This window comes from Hornefia porci, assembly GCF_001940235.1.
In the GTDB taxonomy this organism is placed as follows: Bacteria; Bacillota; Clostridia; order Peptostreptococcales; family Anaerovoracaceae; genus Aminicella; species Aminicella porci.
Window position 1 is genome coordinate 1,265,272 of record NZ_MJIE01000001.1, and the last position, 16,435, is coordinate 1,281,706.

Genomic DNA, 16,435 nt, shown 5'->3' on the forward strand with positions numbered 1-16,435 from the left:
AAGTTATGCACAGCATCCTACCTTTCCATGGACTGTTTTCTCTCGTGCTTCATTGGATGAAATTTCTTCGACCTGATTCCGTTTTCCGTTACATAAAACTGCTCCGGAAATTCGAATTTCTTCCGCATTTTTTCTTCCAGATCAGGCGGCATGGACAGGAATCTTTCCCTTTCGACAGGTGCGTAGCAAATGAAAAACGGACCTGCAATGATGTCCTGCAGCCGCCCGTTCTGGTCAAATATTCCTCTGTTCAGTTCCATGCCGAGCATTTTTCCTTCCTCGTTGCAGACGATGGCGCAGTCTCCGATGCGTGGATCCGATGCCTCCTCAAAGGGCATATATTCTTCAATATTTCCCTCCACGAGCCTTTGCATCGACTCCAGATTATCCTCGATTTCTGCAATCTCTGCCTGTTCTCCCGGCTTAAGCAATAACACCCGGAGCTTATCATTTTCATTATGTTCGTTCATATTCAGGGCTCCTTTCACGATTAATATGCAGTAATTTTGGCAGCATAGCGTTCTGCTGCAATAAAAAAACGGAGACATTCAAGTCTCCGTTGCAGACATCTGCGCATCAATGATCTACAGATAAATTGATATATATCCTCTCAAACTTTCGATCATTTGATCAAAAGAAAGTTCACCGACATAAGCATTTCGCTTGCAATACAGCTCCCAGCGTTTACGAAATCCGGCATTCGATTGAATATCGTTCAAATCACTGAGTATACTATTTGCATCAAGTTCTGTATTCCGATACGCAAAAGTTGTATTCACTGCTTCCCGCAGTTTGTTTTTATCAAGGTTATCTGATTTCAAGTTAAACAGAAGGTAAAGGTCGTAAAAATCCTTGCTGCGGCTATTATCCGTCTTTCTTGAAACAACCGTCTCGAGTTTCTCTGCAATAATAGTCTCAAGGTTATATGACATTACTTTTACAGTTTTGTCATCTTCAAATACAGAACAATATGGATATTCGATCGCATCTGGCGTTATCGGATCTCCAGTCGCAACATCTATGCTGAAGGGCTGACGTATATTCTCAATTTGACCCTCCATCAAAATTTTATATCCGGGATATTGATCTTCAATTTTAATGTTGTCAATCGATTTTAAAATATATCGCAGTCCATCCACACTATCGGAAGCGGCCAGTTCTGAAAAAATCTTTTTAATTTCACTTTCACTCAATGGATGATTTCTCAAAGACATATCCATATCCATCGTTGTTCGTGTTTGTATCCCCAGTACCGATGAAAGAAGGAATCCCCCTTTCAAAATCAAATCTGTCCTGTATTTGCTTGCTGCAATGCGTTCTAAAAAATGTTCGAAGAAATAAAGCAGTAGTAACGTGTTGATTGATACACCTGATTCTTTTGACCTCTTCCTGATCAGAGCCATCATTTTATCTTTGTTCATATTACCTCCAGGATGTCATCCACTTTCTTTTCAATCTTCATCACGCCGGCATAAACACGGAGTTTCTTATAGTCTCTGTCAGGGTCGCTGGCATAGGCCTTCATGGCATGAGAGAATATCTCCACATCAACGTTTTTCCTTCCTGCAATCAGGTCGCAGATGGTCCGTTCCTTGTCATAAACCCTGACCGCATTCCCGAAGACAGTTGGTTTCTCCACGATACCCATCGAATAAATTTCTTTTTTTACAAAATGAAATACGGTTCCGTCGGAAATATGCGAGCTGTTATACCCTTTATAGACGGTAACCTCTTTCTGATAGGGCACACGATCTGTCATGCCATGAAGATACAGTGCGCTTTGAAACGAATAGATACATCTGCTGTTTGTAGTTTGAAAGAAATAGTACTCATCATAATCACCGGAAGCATCACAATAAATACCTCTTGCAACTCTCTCAATGCGTCCTTTTTTGACCATTTCCGAGAGATACCAGGAAGGGATTCCCTGATCCCTTACCATAGAGGATGTGACAATTCCGTTATTTGCCTTTGCTATTGAATTAATCTTATCGTAAGCCGTCATAGTTTCTTCCTTTCATGCTTACATTATTGCATATTGTTAGCGCAAAAGCAAGAACCATATCCATTTGACAACGATTCATCTGGGTCCCGTCACTATATGGAATTGAATACCACTGTTAATAACCTGTGCCTTCACAATACAGGAAGAACTGTCATCGCTCGTTCTCGATCCCCTTTTCGCTCTTTTCGCGCTGTTTTTCCATTGCATGATCGATGGACGTGATCATCTCATCGGCGGTCTTTCTGATTCGTTCCAGCGAGTTCTTCAGTTCCTTTGTTTCTTTCCCGGAGGACCATCCGGCCACATATCCGAAGGTATAATCCGCAGTATCCAGGCCGAAGTGACTGCAGACAGTGTAGGCGATACTCTCCGCCTCGACTTCTTTTGTACTGCGGTCCGGTGGCTTTTCCTCATCCATATTCTCTTTGGAATGAAGTCTCTGGTGACTGATTTCATGGATCATGGTTTTGATGGTCTGGACCTGACTCATGCCGGAGCGTATAGCAATTCGCTTTGCCCCATCATCGTAATAACCGTTGGCGCCGCCCTGGATGTTCTCGGAACAGATGGGAACCGGACAGATATCCTTCAGCGCATTGAACAGTTTGTGATAGTTTTTCACTTCTCCGGTCAGTTCATTGACGCCGATCATTGGAATCTCTCTGCCTTCTGTCTGTTCATAGGCGAACACGCTGACCACCCGAAAGCCGGTGATCTCGATGATCTCACTATCCGCATCGTCTGTTACATCTTTCTCCACCTTATACTTGCAGGGAGCCAGAATACGGATCCCTTTTTCTCCTTTGCGGACCTGCCGGTCGAATTCCTTCTGCCATGTCCGGTAGCCTGCAACCAGAGATGCGGAAGGGTACTGCATGGCGATCAGAAGGCAGTTGTTCAGAGAGTAGTGGTGGAATTTGCTCATGCATTTCAGCATTTCCCGGTACTTGTCGCTTTCAAATACTTCCTTCACGCCTTCCTCCAGCCGGTCGGTGATCTCCCGGATCTGCTCCTGCCGGCTCTTCCGTTCAGGACCTCGCTTCTTCTTTTCATCCAAATCTCGTTTCTCCTTTCTGCCGCAGGGCTCTCAGAAACATCAGCTCATCGTTGTAATCCTTTCCGTGAACAGGCGACTCATCCCGGATGTGGTACCGTTCATTCAACCAGCCGCTGATTGATGCAGCCGCACCTCTTCCGGCGGAGTCATCATCCAGATGGAGAATGATTTCTTCCGTTCCCGGATGATGATCCAGATAATTTTCAAGTGCTGCCGGAAGCTTCACGGCATTCGCTCCTCCATATACGCCGCCCAGAGAGAGCAGTGAGTCACTGTTCCATCTTTCTCCGTTTATCTTCCGGATTGTGGCATAGGACAGAAGGTCGATAGCACCTTCAAAGATATGAACGCATTTTCCCGTGCCTTCGATCCGGAAGGAAAAGTGCTTGTCGGAGCCTGCAGCCTCGCCCATGATCCGGTCTTTTCCGGTCCCCCGGAAGAAAGCGTATCTCGCTTTTTTGTTCTCATCCAAACCAAGAAAGACTGCACTGTGTGAAGGTAACGACTCATAAAGCAGTCCTCCGGCAATGCACTCTTCGAGAATTTCCCGGTCGATGCCCCGGCCGGTAAGATAGCGAAGAACCACATGATTGTCCTGTGCCTTCTCCGGCAGGAGCAGCCGCTTTGCTTTGCCGTCTTTCGGGACAAAAGAAAAAGGAGGCTGTTTCGCCTCAGTGCCCAGTATCATTCCTACCGCTTCTGTGAAGGGTACATCCTTTACTTTGATCAGATAATCCAGCGCCGATACACCACCGAACCCTCTGGACCACCACATCCATTTACCGTTGGAGATCTTCAAACTGTCATGCTCTCTGGTGCAGTATTCACCGCCCGAAATATGGATCAGATTCCCCGGATCATTCTGTCTGAGATAGGTCAGAAGATCCATCTCCCGGGCATGCTCAATCTCTTTTGCCGTGAAGCCGGCCATGTTCATCACCTCCCGAAACTGAAAAATGCAGGTTTTTTCTATCGTTCCCACTCGCTTGTATAGTCGTCTCTTGACCGCATTCCATCGAGAAGTCCTTTTCTGAGAAAACTGGCCTGTTCTCCGGTTTCTGCGGCGATGATGATATGATCCAGCATCTTGATGCCCATGAGTTCCCCGCATCTGACCATCCGCTCGGTAACGGCAATATCCGCCGGACTCGGTTCACAGTTTCCGGATGGGTGATTGTGAATACAGATGAAGGATGCTGCATTGGACAAAATGATGGCCTTGAACGCCTCTCTCGGATTGATCATGGCTGCATCCAGGGTGCCTACGCTGCAGATATGAAGGTTGATGGGCTTGCCGTTCGTCTTCAGATTCAGGATCGCAAATACCTCCCGGTCATAGTTTTTCAGCTCGCCTGCCACCACTTCCATTACAGCTTCCGGGGACGTGACTTCTTTGGTGGAATAGAGAGAAGGCTCTTTCACCAGCCGGACATTCACGACTTTGATCTCATTTTCATTCTTCTTCGGCAAGGATCATCACCTCCTCTATCCGGATGCTGATTACGGTTCCGTCTTCCAGATCATTCACCAGCTTTCTGAGTTCTTCCATCTTATTGATTACTGCGGTATCCGCCGTATTCGTATCTTTCATTGTTTTCAATGCGGTCATCCTCCTTTTCTTCAGGGTTACTGCTATTGGTCTTTGGGAGTTTCGGTTTCGCATCGTCCATTGCGTTGCAAAGGTAGGCGATGACCTTCCGGTCCCGGATCGCCTCCTGCAGCTCCAGGATCACACCGATTTCTCCGCTCAGTCCGTGATCATAGGCGATTTTCATATCGATGGATGTGATCTTCTTTTCCGTGTCAAAACCCTCATCCGTCAGTTTGTTCAGTGTCTTCAGCTTGCTTTTGTCTGCTGTCATTCTCGTCCTCCTTCCGTTTCCCATAGATGATCTCCATCATGCAGTATCCGCAGAAGGGTGCTTCCTTCCTGCGGTAGCGGCAGTTCTCCGGGCACTGCCTGCGCCCCTTCAGCCCGTTCATGCGTAACTCCCCGGGCTCATCAGCTCCATGCCGTATTCGGTGAACTGATACCATCTGGTCCGGTCGAACCGGCTCTCGTTTCTTTCCGAAGCACGGAGAATCCGGCATTCGGTCAGTTCTTTCATGGCGTCCCGGATCATGTGCCGGCTCAGAAACGGGTAGACCGTCTGGATCATCTTCTGGGGCATTTTCCTCCAGTAATCATCGGCCGTGCCGTTCTCGTACTCCATGATCTCCCAGAGATACTGGGCGATCAGCGCTGGCCGGATCCCGCATATCATGGCGATGTTTCGGTTAAACCGGCATTCGTTTTCCTTTCGGATCTCACCATTGATCCCGTTTGTAATCATTTCCTTTTCCTCCTGACGGAACCAGAAAAAGAGCGGCATCGCTGCCGCCCTTTTGGCTCATTGGCTATTTCATACTCTATTCCTTCAGATCGTCCTGGTCCTCCGAAAGCTTATGCATTTGTCTTTTCTTGTATGCGATTCCTGCTGCGGTGGTACCCGCTACCAGCATCAGCGCGATATATCCCAGAAGTTTTGTCCTGTCTCCGGTCTTCGGCGGAGCAGAGTTCTCCGGCGGAGTATCTGGCTTCTTCGGGAAATGAACGGTCTGGTCCTTGTCGGAAAGGTCTGCGTGGCTGGTAACGGTGATCCCGTTATGGATCAGATCCTCGAACACGACCACATCGTCTCCCTGAAGCTTTTCGGCGTCAAAGGTGAACTGCATCTCGACCGTTCCGTCTTTCTTCTCTGCGGTAAACTTCTTCTCGGAAGTCACGGCAGAAAGTCCGTCACGGACCGGCTTTCCTGTTCCTTTGTCCATCAGGACACCCTTTACCGTGTATTCCTTTCCCACAACAAGGTTGTGATAGCTGACGGTATCCACGATGGAGACCTTCTTGCCCCGGGAAGCTTCATGATTTCCGGACTTGCTGTCCTTTGCCGTTGTTTTGATCTCCGGATGCCAGATCGTCTGATCCTGATCGGTGAGATCCCCGTGAGAGGCGACCCTGATTCCTTCATAGAAGAGATCCTCAAACACAACAGTGGTCCTGCCCTTCAGGGAAGATGCATCGAAAGTGAAATTCATTTCCACCGTTCCGTCGGCCTTGTGTGCCGTAAACTTTTTCTCGGAAGTGACCTTCTTTCCATTCACCATCACCGGTTTTCCGGTCTCCTTGTCCATCAAAACGCCCTTTACTGTGTATTCTTTTCCCGGAATCAGATTGCGGTAGTTTACCTTGTCCACAATAGTGGTTTCCTTGTGGGTTTCCCCGACTTCGTCCTTTGTCTTCCGGTCCTCCGCATGGGTCTTTACCTCCGGGAAGTGGATGGTCTGGCCTTCATCATGAATGTCTGCGTGAGATGCGATGTTCACATCGTTCTCATAGAGATCCTCGAACACCACCGTTGAGGTTCCGGCAAGGCCCGCACCGCTGAAGACAAACTCCACATCCACGGTTCCGTCCTTCTTCTCCGGCACGAATTTCTTCTGGGAAACCACCGGCTTTCCGTTCACCAGAAGCTCCTTTCCGGTCTTCTGGTCCATGAGCTTTCCTTTCAGAACATATTCCTTTCCGGGAACCAGATTGGTGTAGGAGACGGTGTCCATAAGTTTCACATCCTTCTCTGCGGCAGAAAGATTCATGCCGGTCTTTTCTGCTTTCGCCTTGGTTCCGATGGTGATCAGATCATCTGTGATGGTCTCCAGGTCCACGGTTCCTGTGCGGGTTTTCTCATCCACGGTGAAGCTGAACTTCTGCAGAACATATCCTTTGTTGTTCTCGCAGCGCATCTCTTCGATGGTGTAGGTGTCATAAGGCAGAGCCCCTGCGTCGGTGATCATGGCAGCTTTGCTCCCGAACTGTCCTGTGCCGAAGAACACGCCGCATCGGATCTGCTCCGCTCTCTTTTTCAGAGACTCGGTAGAGATCTGTTTCTCGTTCAGAAGATCATCGAACGGATTCTGGCAGCGGGCATTGTCTTTCCCTTCTTCCTCGTCCAGATCACCAGCGGCTCTTCGGTCCTTCGTGGAGAAGAATCCGTTTTTGTCCGTGACCACCACATGGGTCTCGCCGTTTGATGCGGCAATGATTTTGAATGGGACAAAGGCAAATCTTCTGGAATCGCCGTCACCAATCTTGGTTCCCTGAACGTCGCTGCGGTAGACATAGTTGTCAAAGGTCAGCGCCATTTCGTTCTGTCCGTCGTCGTAGGAAACGGTTTTTCCGTCTTCCCGGATCTTGAACAGATGCTCGCTCTTGTCCGTCCTCTGATAGGTCTTGTTGGTCTTCGTCTCGCGGATGGTGTAGGTTCCGTATGGAAGATCATCCGGAAGGGTCTCTGCCGTGTAGGCCTTTTTTGCTTCATTCCAGTGGACGGTGATCTTTCCCATATCCTCACCGGACTTTACACGCTTGACTTTTCCGGAATCAATCAGATCCTTCTTTGAGGAAAGGGCCTTCCAGTCCACTTTGTTTTCCGGACTTCCGATATCACTGCGGACCAGCACATCGTGACCGGATACGTTTTTGATGGTCATCTCGATCCCGTTGAGATCAGCGCCGCCGAGTGCCTCTGATTTCTTCAGCTCCTTATCCCGCTTTACGATCTGAACGCCGCCACGCTGGACGTTTTCTCTCACGGGATCTGAAGTAATGTCGATGATCTCTCCGTCTTTCCGGATGCTGATGGCTCTGGACCACTTGTCATTGAGCTGATATCCGGAAGGCGCTTTGGTCTCTTTCACCAGATAATCGCCATAGGGCAGGGCGTCGGCAGCAGACTTTGCAAGTCCGTTCTTGTCCGTCCTGATCGTAACTGCCGCTTCTCCCTGGTTGATTTTCTTTTCTCCGAGGAAAACGGCATGACCGCTTTTGTTAAATGCGGTGAATTCCGCGCCTTCCAGCGATGCATCTCCCTGTGCGTACGGTTCATCCAGATCGTTATCGATCTTCTGCAGGCGGAATCCGCCCCGGATATCCTCCAGGTATCCCACCACCATGTCCTGCACGCCGCTCATGGTGCTGATGAACACCTTGAAATTTCCCGGGATGGCCTCATCTTTTTCCGAATCCGCATTCCAGAGTCCGTCTCCCAGTTTCTTTGCCTTTGTCCAGATATCCCCCAGACCGGAAGCTTTCGTTCCGCCCCAGGTCGCCATATCAGAGGGCCTTCCTTCGTAAATATATGCCATGGCAAGATGAGCGATGGCCCAGTCTTTGGTGAAGTTTCCGGTGTAGTATGCGCCTTTGATGTTGCTGATATTCTTCTCGTATCCCGGGTAGGACGGGGAGTAGAACACGATGTTTCTGAGGGCATTCCATTTTCCTTTGTCGTCGGAATCGGTGATTACTTTATCTACCGTGACCTTTCCGGTGGGCGGCGATGCCTTGGCCGGCTGGACGCAGTAGGTATATCTGCTTCCCAGCCCGTCTCCCAGGTCGCATTTCCTGGAATTGCTGTAGCCTCCGTCACCGGAGCCGTAGGTGATCCTGCCTCCGTCAGTGACCGTGTAGCTGCTTCCCACCTTGCCGGTGAATGCGCTGGCCGTTTCCGTCACCGCAGGAAGGGCGGACCCCAGCACCATCATGGAAGCAAAGGCGATGGTGAGCAGCTGCTTGAATTTCTGTTTGAATTCTGTTTTCCTGTTCAAAACATTTCTCCTTTCCGTGACAGGGCAATCGCAGTAAAATTCACCAAATCACAGATTTGGGAATTTCTTGCGGCTGACCTTCATCGGCGCTGAAGCGCCGTGATAGGGCAAGCAAAAACGCCTGTGCTTTCACACAGACGTCCTGACTTGTCTCTCTTCTTTTAGATATATTTCTTCTTCGGGCAGTAACTGGTAGTAAATAAAGGGAGGGTTACAGGGAGGGAAAATTGGGAGTGCGTACTCCCGCATTTATCGCTCCTGATCCCTGGCTTTTCGCTGCAGGAATCGGTTGTAGTGTTCCATGGCTGCCGCAACAAAATCCTCCCTTTTGGACAGCGGCAGGTCCCTTGGAAAAAGCTTCGCGATCCGGTCTCCCCGGAAGACGATGCGCTCCTTCTGGTTGGGCTTTTCCTCCAGCATGACTGCCTCAATGGATTCTGGAGTCAGTTTGCTTTCCCCGGCCATTTTTCTCATCCTGATCGCCTGAGAATGGGTAGGAGTGCACTGCTCCATGTCGATGCAGTTGAAGATGTCTTCCTGAATCTGTTTCGGGATATATGAAAGTTCAACTGCCGGGCGGAGGGCGATGTTTCCTTCATCCACCATTTCCAGAAGCTCCGGGATTAGTTCAGTGAGGCGGATATACCGGTGAATTTGTCTTGCACTATCAGTGCCTTCTTCACCTAGTTTTTCTATGCTCAACTTCTCGCCCACTGGGCGAGAAGTTAAATCGTTCCTTTTGCCCTGTCGCTTCATCGCCTCCAGCCTCATCTTGTAGGCGAATGCTTTCTCACTTGGAAGAATCGTTGTTCTCTGAAAGTTGGATTCCACCATGAATACTGTGGCTTCATCCCGGTCCATTTCTACGACGTCGCATCGGAGAGTAGGGAGTCCGGCCAGCTCGCAGGCTCTTTTTCTCCTGTGTCCGGATAGAAGCTCATACCGCCCGTCTTCTTTTTTCCGTACCGTAGCGGGAGTAATGATCCCGTTGATTCGAACGCTTTCCACCAGATTCATCATGTCTTCATCATCCCTGACTTTGTATGGATGATCCGGAAAGGGATCGATCTCTGTCAGCGGAATTTCGTAGATCCGCTTGAGTTTAGCGTCCTCCCGTTCTTCTTGAGAGGAAAACAGTTCATCGAGTGAGGGAAACTGTATCTCTTCTCTTTTCTCTTTCGCCACAGCGGATCACCTCCTTCGTCAATGCTTCATAGGCCTTTGCCACCTTTCCGTTTCCATCATAGTCAAAGATACTCTGCCCGGATTTTGCTGCTTCTGCCGCCTTCACCGCCACCGGGATCTGGGTATCGAAGATCCGGATTGCCATTCCGTAATGGGTCCGGATGCTACTGATCACATCTCTTGCCAGGTTGGTCCGGTTATCCACCAGCGTCATGACGATGCCGCCGATCTTCAGGTCCGGATTGGTGTGGGCCTTGACCCGGTCGATGCTCTTCATCAGCTGCGTCATTCCTTTGGCAGGAAGATACTGGGCCTGCACAGGGATGATCACTTTGTCCGCTGCGGTCAGCGCATTGATGGTGATCATGCCTAATGACGGCATGCAATCGATCAGAATATATTCGTAGTTTTTCTTTACCGATTGGAGAAGGTTATCCAGCACCTTTTCCCTGCTCATGGCGTTCACCAAACTGATTTCCATAGAAGAAAGATCCAGATTGGACGGGATCAGGTCCACGCCTTCCTCGTGATGAAGGATCGTATCTTCCACGATGGGTTTGCAGTCTTTGGTGACCAGATACATGAGCCTGCCCAGGGATTTCTCCAGATCATCCCCGTTCCATCCCAGAGACTGGGTGAGGTCACCCTGTGGATCCGAGTCGATGAGCAGCACCTTCTTTCCGGCCCTGGCAAGACCCACCCCCAGATTCAGCGCCGTGGTGGTTTTCCCCACGCCTCCTTTCTGATTGCAGATCGCAATGATTTCGCATTTTGCCATTCCTTACCTCCTAACTCAGCAGCTTCTGGTCCTTGCTGGGAAACATATCCCGGAGCCAGCCTTCCACGCAGTACCAGTCAACATATCCGTCATCAAAGAAGGAATCTGCAAATGCTTCGCAGGCATCAGGAACTTCACTGATGCAGTAATCCAGTGCCTCCATTTCCGCCGCAGCGGATTCCATCCCATTCTGGCGGAAGATCCTGCCGAGAAGTGCGATCATAGCGTCCGGTTCATCCGAACAGGCCTCTGTTTCCAGCTTGCGTACGATCTCCAGGATCACTTCCTCATCCATTTCTTCGGTCATCTCAGCAAAATGCTCTGCAGCTCTCCTGGCCAGTGCATCCACTAACGGACAGCCTGCACAGTCTTCCGGTTCACGGTCTCCGGTTTCTCCCAGTCCCATTGCAATAATTTTCATTGTTTCCTTTGTTGTAGCCATCTCTTATCCTTTCTCCGAAAGCCGGATAGAAAAATAACCCCGCACCGGATTGTGCAGGGTCATGTATTCAGCTTTCGGCTGAAAGGATAAACTTAATCGTCAAGAAATTTTACAAGAAGATCATCGATGGCGTCGGTATAACGGTTCTCCTGGATCAGTTTGTTTTTCATTTCGATCAGGCAAAGGACAATGATCCTGCGCTCATCGTAGCTCAGCTTAAATTTGTTTCCGAACATCTTTCTGCCCTCCTTTCTCATTATCATAGGGGAGAATCGTTCATTCGGCAATTATGCGAATGAGGCAGTAATGTGAAATGATACCGCCGGTCAGACTGTCGTGAGGCCCTGTGAGTAGCAGGATTTTTTCTGCATGTACGTTTGCCGCAGCAGGCGCTCCGTGATATAAAAAAAAGTGATGAACACATTGATTTTTCAATGTATCCACCACTTTGGCCAATCTATGAAATAATAGTATCAAATCAGTATCACGCGTTTTTCGCCCTTCACTGCCCCAGTTGGAATTTCAATGGGAGCAGGAATGTGGCAAACCACTTGCGCCTATTCCATCTCGATCGTCCCCGGGGGTTTGCTCGTCAGGTCGTAGAATACGCGGTTGACGTGGTCGACTTCATTGACGATGCGGTTCATGCATTTCTGGAGGACTTCCCAGGGAATCTGCGCAGCCTCGGCGGTCATGAAATCGGAGGTGGTTACGCCACGGAGAGCGATAGCGTAATCATAGGTCCGGAAATCGCCCATGACTCCGACGGACCGCATGTTGGTCAGAGCGGCGAAGTACTGGCTTACCTGCCGGTCCAGTCCGGCCGCCGCGATTTCTTCCCGGTAGATCGCATCCGCGTCCTGCACGATTTTAACCTTTTCGGCTGTGACCTCGCCGATGATGCGGATTCCCAGCCCGGGTCCCGGGAAAGGCTGACGGAACACCAGCTCCTCCGGAATCCCCAGCTCCAGCCCGGCCTGCCGCACCTCGTCCTTGAAGAGCATGCGCAGGGGCTCAATGATTTCTTTGAAATCCACGTGGTCCGGAAGTCCGCCGACGTTGTGGTGAGACTTGATGACTGCGGATTTTCCGAGTCCGCTCTCGATCACATCCGGATAGATCGTGCCCTGTACCAGGTAATCCACAGCGCCGATTTTGCGCGCTTCTTCTTCAAAGACCCGGATGAACTCTTCGCCGATGATCTTCCGTTTCTGCTCCGGCTCCGTCACGCCGGCCAGGGCTTTGTAGAAGCGTTCACGGGCATCGACATGCACAAAATTAAGGTCGTAGGGTCCCTCCGGGCCGAACACACGGTCGACGGAAGCGCCCTCGTCCTTGCGGAGCAGTCCGTGATCCACAAAGACACAGGTCAGCTGTTTTCCGATAGCCTTCGACATCATGACCGCCGCCACAGAGGAATCCACGCCGCCTGACAGTGCGCACAGAGCCCGTCCGCTGCCGACCTTTTCGCGAATCTCATTGATCGTCCGTTCCACGAAATCGTCCATGCGCCAGTCGCCGCTGCAGCCGCAGGCGTCCAGAACAAATGCGGAAAGGACCTTCATGCCCTCTGCGGAATGCGTGACCTCAGGATGGAACTGCGTCGCATACAGCTTGCGTGAATCATCCTCCATCGCCGCCACAGGACAGACCGGCGTAGACGCCGTTATACGGAAGCCTTCCGGCGGTTCCGCGATATAATCCGTGTGGCTCATCCAGGCTACTGTCCGCGGTGATACATCGCCGAACAGACGGCCGCTCCGGTCGATGTCCACATCAGTTTTTCCGTATTCACTTACCGGCGCTGTGGCGACCTTTCCGCCCAGGCTCCAGGCCATGAGCTGTGCGCCGTAACAGATCCCCAGAATCGGCACACCCGCCTCGAACAGGGCTTTGTCGTAGTGCGGCGAACTCATGTCGTAAACACTGTTCGGACCGCCCGTCAGAATGATTCCTCGGGGATTCTTCGCCAGCAGCTCCGAAAGCGGCGTCGTGTAGGAATGCACCTCGCAGTATACATTACATTCACGCACGCGTCTTGCGATCAGCTGATTGTACTGTCCGCCGAAATCCAGTACGATAACCAGTTCCTTTTCCATAAATCAGATACTCCTTCTATACTTGTGCTATTTGCCTGCTGTTTGCCGCGCGGGCTTATGAACAAGTGAACTCCGCGGCCGTATCGGCTGCGAAGTTCAGTTATGCGGGCGATGCCCGTCCGTTTACTTTATCGGTTTCCGCCCTGCGAGGTGTCTCTCAGAATCACATCGTGCGCGCCGCCTTCGACAATCGAGGTCGCGGACACCAGTGTGATCTTGGCGTTCTCCTGCAGGTCGCGGATGCTGGTGGCCCCCACGTTGCACATGGTGGACTTCACCTTTGTCATAGAGAGATTGACATTGTCGTGCAGGGAGCCGGCGTAGGGAACATAGGAATCCACGCCCTCCTCGAACTTCATGCGGGGATCGCCTCCCAGATCGTAGCGCTGCCAGTTGCGGGCACGGTTGGAGCCTTCGCCCCAGTACTCTTTGACGTAGCTTCCGTTGACGTTCAGCTTGCTGGTGGGTGACTCGTCGAAACGGGCGAAATACCGGCCCATCATCAGGAAGTCTGCACCCATGGCCAGAGCCAGCGTCATATGGTAGTCATAGACGATGCCCCCGTCCGAGCAGAGGGGGATATAGACGCCGGTCCTCTGAAAATATTCGTCCCGGGCCGCGGCAACCTCAATGACCGCAGTTGCCTGTCCGCGGCCGATGCCCTTCTGCTCCCGTGTGATGCAGATGCTGCCGCCGCCGATGCCGATTTTAACAAAGTCAGCGCCCGCCTCGGCAAGATAGTAGAAGCCTTCTTTGTCCACCACGTTGCCTGCGCCGATCTTGACCTCGTCGCCGTATTTCTTGCGTACCCAGGCAAGGCATTCGCTCTGCCACTCGCTGTATCCCTCTGAGGAATCGATGCAGAGAACATCCGCGCCCGCGTCCACAACCGCGGGAATCCGTTCTTCGTAGTCCCGGGTATTGACGCCCGCGCCGACGATGTAACTCTTATGAGCGTCCAGAAGCTCATTCTTGTTTGCTTTGTGAGCGTCGTAGTCCTTGCGGAACACAAAATACGTCAGTCTCTGGTTATCGTCCACCACCGGCACCGCGTTCAGCTTGTTGTCCCAGAGGATGTCGTTCGCCTCGCTGAGGGTGCATCCGTCCGGCGCCGTAATGAGCTTGTCAAAGGGTGTCATGAACTCGCTGATCGGCGTAGAGGGATCCATTCTGCTGACTCTGTAGTCGCGGCTGGTGACCATGCCGACCATTTTCCCCTCTGCAGTTCCGTCCTCGGTGATGGCGATGGTGGAATGACCGCTTCTCTTCTTGAGATCGACCACGTCCTGCATCGTCTGATCCGGTCTGAGATTGCTGTCACTTCTGACGAATCCGGATTTATATGTCTTGGCCCTCTTCACCATCGCGGCTTCCTCTTCCACCGGCTGAGAGTTGTAGATAAACGAGATTCCTCCCTCCTTCGCCAGCGCGACTGCCATATTGTCGTCGGATACTGCCTGCATAACGGCTGAAACCAGCGGAATGTTCGCTGAGAGCGGTGGTTCCTCGCCTTTCCTGAATTTCACGATGGGCGTTTTCAGTGAAACATTCTCGACGGTCATTTCCTTCGTTGTCAAACCGGGGACCAGCAAATACTCGTTGAACGTTCTGGATGGTTCCTTATAGAACTGGGCCATATTTTTCCTCCTTTTTTTGTTGTCACGACCGACAAATCGTCGTGTTCAGATACTCCTGCTGTTTTTTATTTTAGCAAACATTCTATACCATTTCTATACTATTTTCAACTATTTCGCCAGGAAAAATTCCAGCATGTTTCCACGCTTTGCCTGAATGTAATAGCGGTAAATATGGTTCTTCTTCACTCCGGCGTCGGTATAGGCTTCCTCATCGTCTGCTCCGGCGGACGCGATCTTCTTAAAGGTCCCGCCGTCTGAGCGATAGATGTCATAGCCCTTCGCTCCGCTGACCCCGTCCCATTCCAGACGGACGCCGTCTTCCGATGTATAGCCGGCAGTGCTGATCCGGGCGGTATTTGCCGCGGAAATCCGATTAATTCTGCTGAGTGCCTGCCGGAACATCGCCGTTTTTCCGAGTGCGGAATAAATCGCCCCCTTCGCACCCGTGACCTTAGCGGAAGTGGTCTGCTGCTTCTCCGCCTGCTCGAGTGCCTCCTGCTCATCGATGACATTTCTGGCGTATTCAATCAGTTTGACGGTATCCGGATAACGCTTGTTCAGTTTATCGTTCATGACGACCGTGTAGATGTACCGGCCCTTATGTTCAGCCATCTCGATCAGCGAGGCGTTGTCCGCGTCCCAGGTGCCGGTCTTGCCGGCGATGATATTGTATTTCTCATAAGGGCGGCGGACCTTCTTGTGTTTTTCGTAGAAGGGATTCGTCGTCGTCACGGTAATCTTGTCGTCATACAGATTGGTGGGCGGGATCTTGTAGATTTTCGTCTGGCACACCTTCTGAACAAAGGAATAGCTGAAGCAGGCTCTCGCGATCAGAAGCATATCGCGGGGCGTAGAGTGACACCCCTTCTCGATAAGTCCGTTGGCGTTGACAAATTTCGTGCCGGTGCAGCCAAGAGCCTTTGCCGTCTTATTCATGAGCGCCGCGAACTTCGTTTTGTTTCCTGCGAGATTGCTCCCCAGGGTTGCCGCCGCGTCGTTGGCGGAATAGAGCAGCGTGGCGTAGATCAGGTACCGGACCTTCATCTTCTCCCCCTTTTTCAGGTAGAGCTTGCTCTCCATCACCTTTGTGTCGGCCTTTGAGGCGGTGAATACAGTGTCAAGTGTGATTTTTCCGTCGTCGACGGCCTTCATCGTGAGATAGACGGTCATCAGCTTGGTGGTGCTCAGGGGATCGAGGCTTTCATTGATATTTTTGGCGTACAAAATCTGATTCGTCCCGCTGCAGAGAACCATCGCGCCTTCCGCGGACACCTCCGGCTTTTCGGCTGCGGATTCATAAGTGGAGACCGCGGAAGCGGTTCCGTCTGCGCTCTTCGCCCGATCTGCAGCGTCTGCACCGCTCTGCGCGGCAAAAATATCGCTCGGCGTCAGCATGACCGCCAGCGCCAGTGCGGCCGCAAGAAGCTTCTGTTTTCTCTTTTTCGTGATATTCATATTACCATTATATCGCAGCCGGCGTTTCGTGTCCATATTCAGCTTGATGCGAGGCCGGCGGGCGCATCCACTCGGTGAAAAGTCGGAGGCGAGGCCGGCGAAGCGCCGCCGAAAGCACAAAAGAGACTGTGCCC

General features: G+C 51.2%; 18 protein-coding genes. All 18 read right to left on the reverse strand.

Annotated elements, in window-relative coordinates:
- Positions 1-17: 17 nt before the first annotated feature.
- Complete coding sequence (locus BHK98_RS06030) at positions 18-470, reverse strand: DUF3846 domain-containing protein (RefSeq protein WP_075712643.1); 453 nt, start codon at positions 468-470, stop codon at positions 18-20.
- Between the two features lie 114 nt (positions 471-584).
- A complete protein-coding gene (locus BHK98_RS06035) occupies positions 585-1,421 on the reverse strand; it encodes a nucleotidyl transferase AbiEii/AbiGii toxin family protein (RefSeq protein ID WP_075712644.1) in 837 nt (278 codons plus the stop codon).
- Positions 1,418-2,005, reverse strand: coding sequence for a type IV toxin-antitoxin system AbiEi family antitoxin domain-containing protein (locus BHK98_RS06040; protein WP_075712645.1), 588 nt, complete (start codon positions 2,003-2,005; stop codon positions 1,418-1,420). Before BHK98_RS06040 ends, BHK98_RS06035 begins: the two co-directional genes overlap by 4 nt.
- A 151-nt stretch (positions 2,006-2,156) precedes the next feature.
- Positions 2,157-3,062 carry an ArdC-like ssDNA-binding domain-containing protein gene (locus tag BHK98_RS06045; RefSeq protein WP_075712646.1) on the reverse strand — a complete coding sequence of 302 codons (906 nt, stop codon included), beginning with the start codon at positions 3,060-3,062 and terminating at the stop codon, positions 2,157-2,159.
- Positions 3,055-3,993, reverse strand: a complete 939-nt coding sequence (locus BHK98_RS06050) for a DUF3991 and TOPRIM domain-containing protein (RefSeq protein WP_075715014.1) — start codon at positions 3,991-3,993, stop codon at positions 3,055-3,057. The genes BHK98_RS06045 and BHK98_RS06050 overlap by 8 nt, the downstream gene beginning before the upstream one ends.
- A 38-nt stretch (positions 3,994-4,031) precedes the next feature.
- A complete protein-coding gene (locus BHK98_RS06055; protein WP_075712647.1) occupies positions 4,032-4,532 on the reverse strand; it encodes a JAB domain-containing protein in 501 nt (166 codons plus the stop codon).
- The gene (locus BHK98_RS13510; RefSeq protein ID WP_158024470.1) at positions 4,516-4,662 is read right to left on the reverse strand and encodes a hypothetical protein; all 147 of its coding nucleotides are present in this window, start codon (positions 4,660-4,662) and stop codon (positions 4,516-4,518) included. The genes BHK98_RS06055 and BHK98_RS13510 overlap by 17 nt, the downstream gene beginning before the upstream one ends.
- A complete protein-coding gene (locus BHK98_RS06060; RefSeq protein WP_075712648.1) occupies positions 4,613-4,924 on the reverse strand; it encodes a hypothetical protein in 312 nt (103 codons plus the stop codon). Before BHK98_RS06060 ends, BHK98_RS13510 begins: the two co-directional genes overlap by 50 nt.
- Entirely contained in the window at positions 4,875-5,045 is a 171-nt protein-coding gene (locus BHK98_RS13515; RefSeq protein WP_154574779.1) for a hypothetical protein, read from the reverse strand. The genes BHK98_RS06060 and BHK98_RS13515 overlap by 50 nt, the downstream gene beginning before the upstream one ends.
- Positions 5,042-5,395, reverse strand: a complete 354-nt coding sequence (locus BHK98_RS06065; RefSeq protein ID WP_143404546.1) for a hypothetical protein — start codon at positions 5,393-5,395, stop codon at positions 5,042-5,044. Before BHK98_RS06065 ends, BHK98_RS13515 begins: the two co-directional genes overlap by 4 nt.
- 76 nt (positions 5,396-5,471) lie before the next feature.
- Positions 5,472-8,705, reverse strand: a complete 3,234-nt coding sequence (locus tag BHK98_RS06070; RefSeq protein WP_075712650.1) for a VaFE repeat-containing surface-anchored protein — start codon at positions 8,703-8,705, stop codon at positions 5,472-5,474.
- A 249-nt stretch (positions 8,706-8,954) separates the two neighbouring features.
- Positions 8,955-9,890 carry a ParB/RepB/Spo0J family partition protein gene (locus BHK98_RS06075; RefSeq protein ID WP_075712651.1) on the reverse strand — a complete coding sequence of 312 codons (936 nt, stop codon included), beginning with the start codon at positions 9,888-9,890 and terminating at the stop codon, positions 8,955-8,957.
- Positions 9,844-10,668: a ParA family protein gene (locus BHK98_RS06080; RefSeq protein WP_075712652.1), complete on the reverse strand. Its 825-nt coding sequence runs from the start codon at positions 10,666-10,668 to the stop codon at positions 9,844-9,846. Before BHK98_RS06080 ends, BHK98_RS06075 begins: the two co-directional genes overlap by 47 nt.
- A 10-nt stretch (positions 10,669-10,678) precedes the next feature.
- Positions 10,679-11,110 carry a hypothetical protein gene (locus tag BHK98_RS06085; RefSeq protein ID WP_075712653.1) on the reverse strand — a complete coding sequence of 144 codons (432 nt, stop codon included), beginning with the start codon at positions 11,108-11,110 and terminating at the stop codon, positions 10,679-10,681.
- Between the two features lie 92 nt (positions 11,111-11,202).
- Positions 11,203-11,346 carry a hypothetical protein gene (locus tag BHK98_RS13635; RefSeq protein ID WP_192846823.1) on the reverse strand — a complete coding sequence of 48 codons (144 nt, stop codon included), beginning with the start codon at positions 11,344-11,346 and terminating at the stop codon, positions 11,203-11,205.
- A gap of 321 nt (positions 11,347-11,667) precedes the next feature.
- A complete protein-coding gene (gene guaA, locus BHK98_RS06090) occupies positions 11,668-13,209 on the reverse strand; it encodes a glutamine-hydrolyzing GMP synthase (protein ID WP_075712654.1) in 1,542 nt (513 codons plus the stop codon).
- Positions 13,210-13,337: 128 nt separating this feature from the next.
- On the reverse strand, positions 13,338-14,846 hold the full coding sequence (locus BHK98_RS06095) for an IMP dehydrogenase (protein WP_075712655.1): 1,509 nt from the start codon (positions 14,844-14,846) through the stop codon (positions 13,338-13,340).
- Positions 14,847-14,954: 108 nt separating this feature from the next.
- Entirely contained in the window at positions 14,955-16,301 is a 1,347-nt protein-coding gene (locus BHK98_RS06100; protein ID WP_075712656.1) for a D-alanyl-D-alanine carboxypeptidase family protein, read from the reverse strand.
- Positions 16,302-16,435 lie beyond the last annotated feature (134 nt).